Source organism: Bacillus cereus group sp. Bc031 (assembly GCF_027716265.1).
Classification (GTDB): domain Bacteria; phylum Bacillota; class Bacilli; order Bacillales; family Bacillaceae_G; genus Bacillus_A; species Bacillus_A paranthracis.
Window position 1 is genome coordinate 1 of sequence record NZ_JAQFUL010000126.1, and the last position, 9,753, is coordinate 9,753.

Sequence of the window (9,753 nt, forward strand, 5' to 3'; positions counted from 1 at the left end):
TTGTTCAACTAAATGGTCCGTACGTGGAGCAAAAATTCCACACTCAATTCTTTGGGTTCTTTTTTGTTTATAAAGGTGTACTTTTAAAACCTGTCTAATAAAGGGTGGTTCTTGCGTTTATAAATCTATGAAAATATTTTTATAAACGTTTACTAAAATCGTCATACCTTTAGAAACTAAATATAGTAAAATAGTAGAAGAAAATATATCTTCTGGAGGAAGTTCATTGTGAAGATCGGTTATGTTCGCGTTTCATCTACAGATCAGAATGAAGAACGTCAAATCAAAAAAATGTTAGCTTTAGGCATCGAAGAGCGAATGATCTTTGTTGATAAACAAAGTGGAAAAGACTTTAATCGCCCCAGCTACCAGACGATGAAGCGTATCCTGCGGAAAGGGGATCTCCTTTATCTGGATGCCCTAGATCGATTGGGGAGGGATTACGAAGGGATTATCTATGAATGGAAACACATTACAAGGAACATTCAAGCAGATATTGTCGTGTTGGAAAACGAAACGTTATTTGATAGTCGTAAATATAGAGAGATGGGAGATATCGGAAAGTTAATGGAAGATCAGTTTCTAAACCTTCTCTCTTATGTGGCCGAACAAGAACGAAAAAAAATCAAACAGCGCCAAGCCGAAGGCATAGCGCTCGCCAAATCTCAAGGTAGACATTTGGGACGACCAAAGCTTAATTTACGGACCCTTTCCCATGAACAGCGCCAATTATTAGATTCTCACTATCCGAAGTGGAAAAATAAAGAGATCACGGGCGTTGAGTTCATGTGTTTACTTGGGTTGAAAAAGAACTCATTTTATAAAGTAGTCAGGGAATTTGAGATTGGAATATGAATATGGAGAATAATACAACTACCCAAAAACGGTTGAGGATTCTTAGCGAAGATGAAGTAAAGATCATTTATGACAGACCAGGTTTCTCATACGAAGATCGCTGTTCTTATTTTTCTCTTTCACAGCCAGAGAAAGAGCTGCTACACACATTGCGTTCTGTCAAATCTAAGGCTTATTTCGTTTTACAACTGGGTTATTTCAAAGCCAGACAACTATTTTTTACATTTGACCTCCATGAGGTAGAAGAGGATCTTCAATATATTCTGAAGGAACATTTCAACAACAGTCAAATTGATGACTTGAGTTCAATTGATAAGTCCACTAGGTTAAAACAACAACAATTGATTCTTAAATTATTTAACTACCACAGTTGCGGTGCCGAAGAACGGCGTAAGATGGAGGAAAAAGTTCAAAAGTCTGCGGCGTTTTGTGGTAAGCCGATTTACATCTTTCGAGAAATCATGAATTATTTGTCTGAAAACTGCATTGTTGTTCCTGGCTATAGTTTTATGCAAGATATGACAGGACAGGCAATAACCCATGAGCAAAACCGATTAATTTCATTGATGCAGGATCATCTAAAACAGAATGATATGGAATCCTTAGATCGATTACTTGAAGATTCTTCAGGGCTGTATGAAATAACACTACTGAAACACGAACCGAAAGACTTTAGCGCCACTGAAATAAAGCTTGAAATGAATCGTGGTAAACAAATACAGCATTTATATTACCTTGCTCAAGAACTGTTACCAAAGTTAGGTATTTCCAACGAAAGCATCAAGTACTATGCTTCATTAGTAAGTTACTACTCTGTCTACAAGCTCAAACGGCTGAATGTATGGATTGTTTATGTCTATTTGTTATGTTTTGTATCCCATCGTTATCAACGGATGCATGACAACCTGATCAATACCCTCATATATAGTGTAAGGGGGTATGCAGATGAAGCTAAATTAGCAGCAAAAGAACGAGTTTACGAGTGCTATACAGAGAGTAATCAAGACATCAAAAAAGCAGGGGAACTGCTTAAAATATTCACTGATGATCATATTCCTGCCAATACTCCCTTTAGGGATATTCAAGACCGTGCATTTACTATTTTGGAACGTCAGAAACTGGAATCCGTAGCCAAACAGATTACTACAAATATAAAATATGATGAAACTGCCTTCCAATGGGAACATATTGGTCAGCAGGCACGACGATTTAAACGTTATTTAAGACCTATATTTTTGCAGGTTGATTTCGTAGCTCCTTCACCAAATGATCCATTAATTAAAGCAGTGAATTTTATGAAAACTGCTTTTAATAAGAATAAAGCGTTAGGACAATATCACTCAGATGATTTGCCAAATGGTTTCATATCCGATGGTGTGAAGCGTTATATCTATGAACAAAAAACAATTTTAGCAGATCGATATGAATTTTTAGTCTATCGCCTCCTACGCAACCGTTTGGAAGCAGGAGATATTTTTTGTCGTGATAGTATCCGATTTCGCAGTTTTGAGGATGACCTGATCAATGATCGTCAATGGGAACAGAAAGAAATGTTGATCGCTGACACTGGTCTGACGATTTTCAACCAACCCATTCATAGTCATTTAGTGGAGCTTGAGAAGCGATTAGAAGATCGCATTACTAAAGTTAACCAGAGTATTTCATCTGGGAAAAATGAGCATCTTCAAATCAAAAAACGGGGTTCACATACCCGATGGACATTACCTTATACTCGTGACACAGAATCTATTAATCACTCATTCTACGATACATTAAAGCAAATAGACATTAGGAGTGTCTTGCATTTTGTTCAACAGCACTGTCAATTCCTTGACTCATTTGAGCACATCTTGGGACGTTATGCCAAACAGAATAAAGACAATCGAATTCTTGTCGCCTGTCTGATTGCTTGGGGAACCAACATGGGGTTAGGGAGAATGGGGGAAATTTCTGATATTAGCTATCCGTTACTGGCTGCCACATCTGATAACTTTATTCGTCTGGAGACTTTAAAAGAAGCGAATGATTGTATCAGTAATGCAATAGCCAAACTCCCAATCTTTAAACATTATGACATTGGGGAGACGATTCATTCTAGTAGTGACGGGCAGAAAGTTGAGACTCGAATCAATACCATTAATTCCCGTCATTCACCTAAATACTTTGGTCTTGGTAAAGGGATTGTTTCCTACACAATGGTAGCCAACCATATCCCTGTTAATGCTCGAATTATTGGGGCCAATGAGCATGAAAGTCATTATGTATTTGATATTTTATTTAACAACACAACTGATATTCAGCCTGATGTGCATTCCACGGATACACATGGAACCAATGAAGTGAATTTTGCTATCCTGAACTTTTTTGGTTATCAGTTTGCGCCTCGCTACAAGGATATTCACGATAAGGTCAACAAATCTCTTTACGGATTCAAACATCCAAGCCAATATGGAGATAACCTGATCAAGCCAGTTCGAAAGATTAATACGAATCTTATTATAGAGGAATGGGAAAATATTCAACGAATTATGTTATCCCTTGCAGTTAAAACAACCACACAAAGCATTATTATTGGTAAGCTAAGCGCTTATGCACGGAAGAACAAAACCAAACGTGCTTTATGGGAGTACGATAACATCATAAGAAGTCTATATTTTTTGGATTATATTGATTCTCCCCCTTTACGCCGGAATGTTCAAAAGGCATTAAATCGAGGGGAAAGTTATCATAAATTACGCAAAGCAGTATCCTTTGCCAATTTTGGAAAATTACGTTTCAAAAATGAAAATGATCAACATATTTGGGGCGAATGCAGTCGCTTACTCTCCAATTGCATTATTTATTACAATGCCAGTATTTTATCTAATATGTTGGCTTACAGAGAAACAAAGGCTCTAGATTCGGATGTTATGAAAAAAATATCCCCAGTTGCATGGCAACATATTAACTTCTATGGAAGATACGAGTTTAATATACAACAAGAGTCTGTTGATTTGGATGCAATTATTCAAGAATTAGCCCAATTAAACGTAATATCGGAAACAGAGTAAGCGATGTTTAAGGAGTACTTCCCTAATCTTTCAGTGAGGTACTCCTTATTCCACCTTTTCGGGGGGATGGGCAAAAACACCCAAAGTGTATTGTCTCTTTGAGGATAAAGCTTTAGCGAGGATGGACTAGCACCGATTTGTTTTGATATATAATGTATGACTGAATCCGGGATGTTTTTGATATGAGTGTATGGCCAACCGGGATATCGAAGAACAGCTAATTGAACGGTGAACCCTAAACGGTTTTCTTCTCTCCTTCGCTTATTGATAATTTCTAAATCCCGTTTGGAAAAAGTGTAGTAGGTTCCTAGCACCCACTCGTCTTCAGGAATTTGCATAAGGACCTGTCGCTGTTCCGATGTAAGCAATTCTCTACCTCTCGCAACTTTCATACAGTATCATCTCATTTCTGTAATTGTTCAGTTAATTAGTTCAATTATAAATCAATAGAGTGTACTCTATTGATACAATTATAGTAGACTGATAAAATCATAGTTAAGAGTGTCTCATAAGACTTATCTCAAAAATGAGGTGATATTTTGCGGAAAATTGGTTATATACGTGTCAGTTCGACTAACCAAAATCCTTCAAGGCAATTTCAGCAATTAAACGAAATCGGGATGGATATTATTTTTGAAGAAAAAGTTTCTGGTGCAACAAAAAATCGCGAGCAACTTCAAAAAATGTTGCAGGATTTACAGGAAGGCGACATTATTTATGTTACAGACTTAACTCGGATCACTCGGAGTACGCAGGATTTATTTGAATTGATTGATTTAATACGAAGGAAAAAGGCAAGCTTAAAATCACTCAAGGATACATGGCTAAATTTATCAGAGGATAATCCATACAGCCAATTCTTAATTACAGTAATGGCTGGTGTGAACCAATTAGAGCGCGACCTTATCCGTATGCGTCAACGTGAAGGGATTGAGTTAGCAAAGAAAGAAGGAAAGTTTAAGGGGCGTTTAAAGAAGTATCATAAAAATCACGCAGGGATGAATTATGCAGTAAAACTATATAAAGAAGGCGGCATGACTGTAAATCAAATTTGTGAAATTACTAATGTATCTAGGGCTTCATTATATAGAAATCTATCGGAAAGAAACAAATAGTTTGTCCTGATTCTATCAAAAGGTGTATTTTTTCACCAACATTTTTAGGCATGAAATGTCGGTAATTATTATCTATTTTGTTTTAAAGTAAATATTGAAAGGGAGTAAACTTATGGATTGGCTAGAAAGAATGAACAATGCGTTAAACTACATTGAAAATAGCCTGGATGAAGAAATAGACTACAAAGAGATTGCAAAAGCAGCTAACTGTTCTGAGTTTCATTTTTCAAGAATGTTCTCTTCAATCTCAGGTGTATCGCTATCAGAATATATTAGACGAAGACGGTTAACACTTGCAGCATTTGAAATTCAAAAAAGTGATATTCGGATCATCGATGTGGCAATTAAATATGGTTATATTTCTTCTGATACTTTCTCACGTGCTTTTCAAAAAATGCATGGGGTAACCCCTTCCAATGCTCGTAATAGAGGGGTACAGTTAAAAGCCTTTCCCAAAATTTCCTTTCAAATTTCTATTAAAGGAGATACCGAGATGGACTACAGAATTGAAAACCTTGATTTTGAATTAAGAATTGTCGGAAAAAGCAAGCCAGTAAAAACAAGCAGAGCATTTAAAACAATCCCTACGCTTTGGAACACTGCGAAAAAAGATGGATTTATGCAAGAACTAGTAGATATGTCATGGGAAAATCCAAAATGCACGCTTGAAAGCCTTCTGGGGGTTTGCGGAAAAGAAGCTGCCATCACAGATGAACAATTTTCCTATTTCATGGGCGTAAGATACGATGGGGAATCCCCAGAAAATATGGAGACGCTTATTATTCCCGCAAGTACATGGGCAGTTTTTCCGAACATAGTGGATGCATGGAAACGTTTATATTCCGAGTGGGTCCCTACCTCCGAGTATGAACTTGCAAATTTACCGTGTATAGAATGTTATTACGGTCCGAAGCATAAACCAAGACACGAACTCTGGGTCCCTGTTATCCCGAAGTAAATTACATATTCAGTAATAGAATGCTGTTTATGGAGTAACGAAAAAAGAGCCTAATTTCTCAATTTAGGTGATGGGAAATCAGGCTTTTTATATTGGAAATTCCTTATCGTTGTAAATCCGCATTTTCCTGACGCCACCCCGTTATGTACGCGTCAGTTCGACTAGCCAAAATCCTTCAAGACAATTTCGGCAATTGAACGAAATTGGAATGGATATTATTTATGAAGAAAAAACTTCAGGAGCCACAAAAGATCGTGAACAACTTCAAAAAATGTTAGAGGATTTACAGGAAGGTGACATTATTTATGTTACAGATTTAACTCGGATCACTCGAAGTACGCAAGATTTATTTGAATTGATTGATTTAATACGAAATAAAAAGGGAAGCTTAAAATCACTTAAGGATACATGGCTAGATTTATCAGAAGATAATCCATATAGCCAATTCTTAATTACGGTAATGGCTGGTGTTAACCAATTAGAGCGAGACCTTATTCGTATGCGTCAGCGTGAAGGAATTGAGCTCGCAAAGAAAGAAGGGAAGTTTAAAGGACGGTTAAAGAAATATCATAAAAATCACGCAGGAATGAATTATGCAGTAAAGCTATATAAAGAAGGAAATATGACTGTAAATCAAATTTGTGAAATTACAAATGTATCTAGAGCTTCTTTATATAGAAAGCTATCGGAAGGAAAAAAATAAGCATTCATTACTTATATTAAAAATTTCCGGGGATTGTGAAACAACGTACCTAACCAAGCAGGCTATTTCTATAAGGAAGTATCAATATTTGTTTATCTAACTAGGCACGATCATCAAAGGGTTCCGAGTACATTTTAACGGAGATATACGCTAAACTCAGATTTAAAGCAAGGCTGTATTTTCCGAGAACACTTTATAAAAAACAACCTTAGTCAATCACAAACGAAGGTTGTTTTTATAAAGTCATGGTCTAATTAAAACAATTGCTGTCCCAAGAGCATACTTGAGACTGAAAAGGCACCAGCAGGTGGTAAAACATTAGTATATATGGGAGGTCCCAAACGGGTTGTAAAGGTTGCAGCAATCCAATTTCCGTATTCACCAGCCAGCAAAGAGGGAGGTTTCATTATAAACCGTCCACTTAAAATGAAATGCCGAATGCTTATAGCGGTCTCATCAATTATTGTCAAGTTGCCAAAAAAGGAGGCATATGGTGAATCGAAACTTATTTGTTTAGCGCTTTCGTCCCAATACCCATTAATCGGAATAGGTATACCACGAAAATTAACTGTACCTACTACTTTGTTGTCTACAATGGAATCAATGGTAAGTATACCTCTAATAATGGATCTCCCCGCAATAGAAGCATCAATCCCCCATACGGATGGAAAGGGGATACTAACTTTGGCTGTCTTTGGAATTTTCAAAATTAACCTCTCCTTGATTATTTTATGTATAGATTGAGTTGTATTTAATCATAATCCTGTAGTAATGATACAGTATATGCACAGAGAATCACTTAGGTGTTTTGTTAAGAAAGAAGCATCAATAATCAATCAGCCTACTGTCTAGATGAACAAGAGTTTGCCTGACCCACGAAAAATATGGAACATTAATTGCTGCTCATACATATGGTCTCGTATTTGGAAAATTTCTTAGCTTTAAAATAAATCATCTGATTCAATGAAATGTAATGCCTATCATCACCTATTTTTATATGTATCTCAGACGAATTCCTATACCTCCGTTACTCTTCGATCATATTTTATTTGTACGAGGTGGTGTAAAATGTTTAAATTATATTTAGATCCTGGTCACGGGAGAATGGACCCAGGAGCTATTGGCAATGGGATGCAGGAAAAAGAAATTACCTTAAATATTTCCCGTAGCATCCGAAATCTCTTGGAAAACCATTATGAAGACCTGCAAATTAAAATGAGTAGAACAGCAGATATTACGCGCAGCTTGAAAGAACGTACAGATGATGCGAATGCTTTCGGTACGGGGGCCAAAGGATGGATTTGTGGAAGAAGTGGGAGTCAATGTGGCGTTAATTCGGAAACGAATCAAATCAACCAGCATGGTTTATGAAACGAAAAAAGTAGGCGTTCGCACGAAAACAACCGTTGCAATTCTTTACATGCGTGACATTGTTGATCCTAAGATTGTTCAAGATGTAAAGAATAAATTAGATGATCTTCACATTGACGGAGCGTTTAGCGCCACTCAGCTAGAAGAATTAATGGAACCGACAAAAGCATTGTTTCCTTTGATGGGGTATACAGGCAGAGCAGACTTTACCGTGAACTGTATGCTCAATGGGCGTGTAGCGTTGATTGTGGATGGTACACCGGCTGCGTTGATTGCGCCTGCCAATTTATTTTTGCTTGTGAAAGCACCCGAAGATATCCACTTTACTGCTTTGGCAGCTACATTTGGTCAAACGCTTCGTTTACTTGGCTTGTCCGTATCGCTACTGCTTCCTGCATTTTTTGTTGCCATTCTTTCCTATCATCAAGATCAGCTGCCCTATTATCTACTTGCCACTTTGGGGATTAACCGGTTGGGAATCCCTTTTGATGTGGCAGTTGAAATGTTTATTGCACTTCTCTTCTTAGAAATCCTGCGGGAAGCTGGTATCCGATTGCCTTCTGCGGTCGGCTCCACGGTAACGGTTGTAGGAGGACTTATCCTGGGGGATGCGGCCATTCGTGCTGGATCCTTATCCCCAGGTATCGTTGTCATCGGAGCAATTACACAAATCTTTGGTTCAACTTTATCGAGCCTATCATTGGCTGGAACGATTAGTACCTTACGCTTTTTTCTTTTCATTCTGTCTGCCACGCTTGGCATTTATGGCTTCTTTCTTGGATTATTTATTGTGCTCAGCCATTTAGCCTCATTGCGTTCATGCGGCTTGCCTTACTTGGCCCCAATATCACCTCCATTTAAAGACTTGGCCAACGCTTTGTTTCGATTACCTTGGCCATAGCGAAACACTCGACCGGACATGTTGAAGACACGAGATTCTACAAGGCAAGGGGACAGGCATAAATGAGGAGATATAAAAGTATGGTTGCACTTTTCCTTCTTCTCGCCCTTACCGGTTGCTGGAGCAGATATGAAGTGCAAAACATGAACTATGCTACGGCTGTTGGAATAGACTATGTCGATGGCCAATACACCTTGTATGTGCAATTGCTTGATTTCTCGACAGTGGCCAAGCTGGAGGGACAGCAAAAAGCGGAGCAGCCCCCGGTTTGGGTGGGCAAAGGCGAAGGTTCCTCGTTTACGGAGGCGGCAAATGATTTGTACAGTACATCACAACAACGCTTAAACTTGGGACAAATCTCTGCCATTTTGTTCAGCGAGAGATTGATGAAGGAAAACAAAGTCGGAGAAGTGCTGGAATTGATCAACCGTTATCGTGAAATAAGGTACTTGGCCTGGCTGTTTAGCACAAGAGAGCCTCCTGAAGAAATCTTGCTGGCAACCCCATTTTTTAGATTTTCGCCAAATGCATAAAAATAGTTGTTTACTTTTATGCGTTCAAACAGTTGATTTATCAACCTTATGGTAAAAGCAAACGACTTTATTGTAATAAAACAAACCGATTAGTAAACAACTTTATTGGTAAGGAAAGAACTTTATTGTCACTCAACAGTTTCGTCATGTTAAATTTTGCCTAGCGTATGTTTTGCGCTTTTTGTTGGTAGGACCCCATGCCCATCAACTTAAGAATTTTCACTACCCCCAAGTGACAAAAAACGTTATTCTTTCTAAAAAGCTAGC

At 37.9% G+C, this 9,753-nt stretch carries 8 protein-coding genes and 2 pseudogenes; 8 read left to right on the forward strand and 2 right to left on the reverse strand.

The window, feature by feature from the left end; translation table 11 throughout:
- Positions 1-228: 228 nt before the first annotated feature.
- Positions 229-855: a recombinase family protein gene (locus tag PDQ33_RS26930; protein ID WP_000690663.1), complete on the forward strand. Its 627-nt coding sequence runs from the start codon at positions 229-231 to the stop codon at positions 853-855.
- A gap of 2 nt (positions 856-857) precedes the next feature.
- Positions 858-3,905 (forward strand): Tn3 family transposase, encoded by a 3,048-nt coding sequence (locus tag PDQ33_RS26935; RefSeq protein ID WP_061130348.1) that lies wholly within the window; start codon positions 858-860, stop codon positions 3,903-3,905.
- 71 nt (positions 3,906-3,976) lie between these two features.
- On the opposite strand, the pseudogene PDQ33_RS26940 reads toward PDQ33_RS26935, so the two are convergent.
- Positions 3,977-4,297 (reverse strand): annotated as a pseudogene (locus tag PDQ33_RS26940) (DUF4158 domain-containing protein); the annotation flags it as partial.
- Positions 4,298-4,444: 147 nt separating this feature from the next.
- On the opposite strand from PDQ33_RS26940, the gene PDQ33_RS26945 reads away from it, so the two are divergent.
- From PDQ33_RS26945 to PDQ33_RS26955, 3 genes are all read left to right on the forward strand, one after another.
- Positions 4,445-5,020, forward strand: coding sequence for a recombinase family protein (locus PDQ33_RS26945; protein WP_001226074.1), 576 nt, complete (start codon positions 4,445-4,447; stop codon positions 5,018-5,020).
- Between the two features lie 112 nt (positions 5,021-5,132).
- Positions 5,133-5,978, forward strand: coding sequence for an AraC family transcriptional regulator (locus PDQ33_RS26950; RefSeq protein WP_000383881.1), 846 nt, complete (start codon positions 5,133-5,135; stop codon positions 5,976-5,978).
- Between the two features lie 127 nt (positions 5,979-6,105).
- Positions 6,106-6,681, forward strand: coding sequence for a recombinase family protein (locus PDQ33_RS26955; RefSeq protein ID WP_033656251.1), 576 nt, complete (start codon positions 6,106-6,108; stop codon positions 6,679-6,681).
- A gap of 254 nt (positions 6,682-6,935) precedes the next feature.
- Here the strand turns inward: PDQ33_RS26955 and PDQ33_RS26960 are convergent, their stop codons facing one another.
- Positions 6,936-7,388 (reverse strand): hypothetical protein, encoded by a 453-nt coding sequence (locus PDQ33_RS26960; protein ID WP_270756930.1) that lies wholly within the window; start codon positions 7,386-7,388, stop codon positions 6,936-6,938.
- A gap of 361 nt (positions 7,389-7,749) precedes the next feature.
- Between PDQ33_RS26960 and PDQ33_RS26965 the strand changes: the two are divergent.
- The 3 genes and pseudogenes from PDQ33_RS26965 to PDQ33_RS26975 form a co-directional block, all read left to right on the forward strand.
- A pseudogene (locus PDQ33_RS26965) lies at positions 7,750-7,962 on the forward strand (N-acetylmuramoyl-L-alanine amidase family protein); the annotation flags it as partial.
- 22 nt (positions 7,963-7,984) lie between these two features.
- On the forward strand, positions 7,985-8,953 hold the full coding sequence (locus PDQ33_RS26970; protein ID WP_228271847.1) for a spore germination protein: 969 nt from the start codon (positions 7,985-7,987) through the stop codon (positions 8,951-8,953).
- 80 nt (positions 8,954-9,033) lie between these two features.
- Complete coding sequence (locus tag PDQ33_RS26975) at positions 9,034-9,486, forward strand: Ger(x)C family spore germination protein (protein ID WP_270756933.1); 453 nt, start codon at positions 9,034-9,036, stop codon at positions 9,484-9,486.
- Positions 9,487-9,753 lie beyond the last annotated feature (267 nt).

What these genes read in the sequence shown, in the direction of transcription:
- PDQ33_RS26935 (WP_061130348.1), top strand. Translation starts at nt 858, where the DNA reads ATGGAGAATAATACAACTACCCAAAAACGGTTGAGGATTCTTAGCGAA.
- PDQ33_RS26975 (WP_270756933.1), top strand. Translation starts at nt 9,034, where the DNA reads ATGGTTGCACTTTTCCTTCTTCTCGCCCTTACCGGTTGCTGGAGCAGA.
- PDQ33_RS26950 (WP_000383881.1), top strand. Translation starts at nt 5,133, where the DNA reads ATGGATTGGCTAGAAAGAATGAACAATGCGTTAAACTACATTGAAAAT.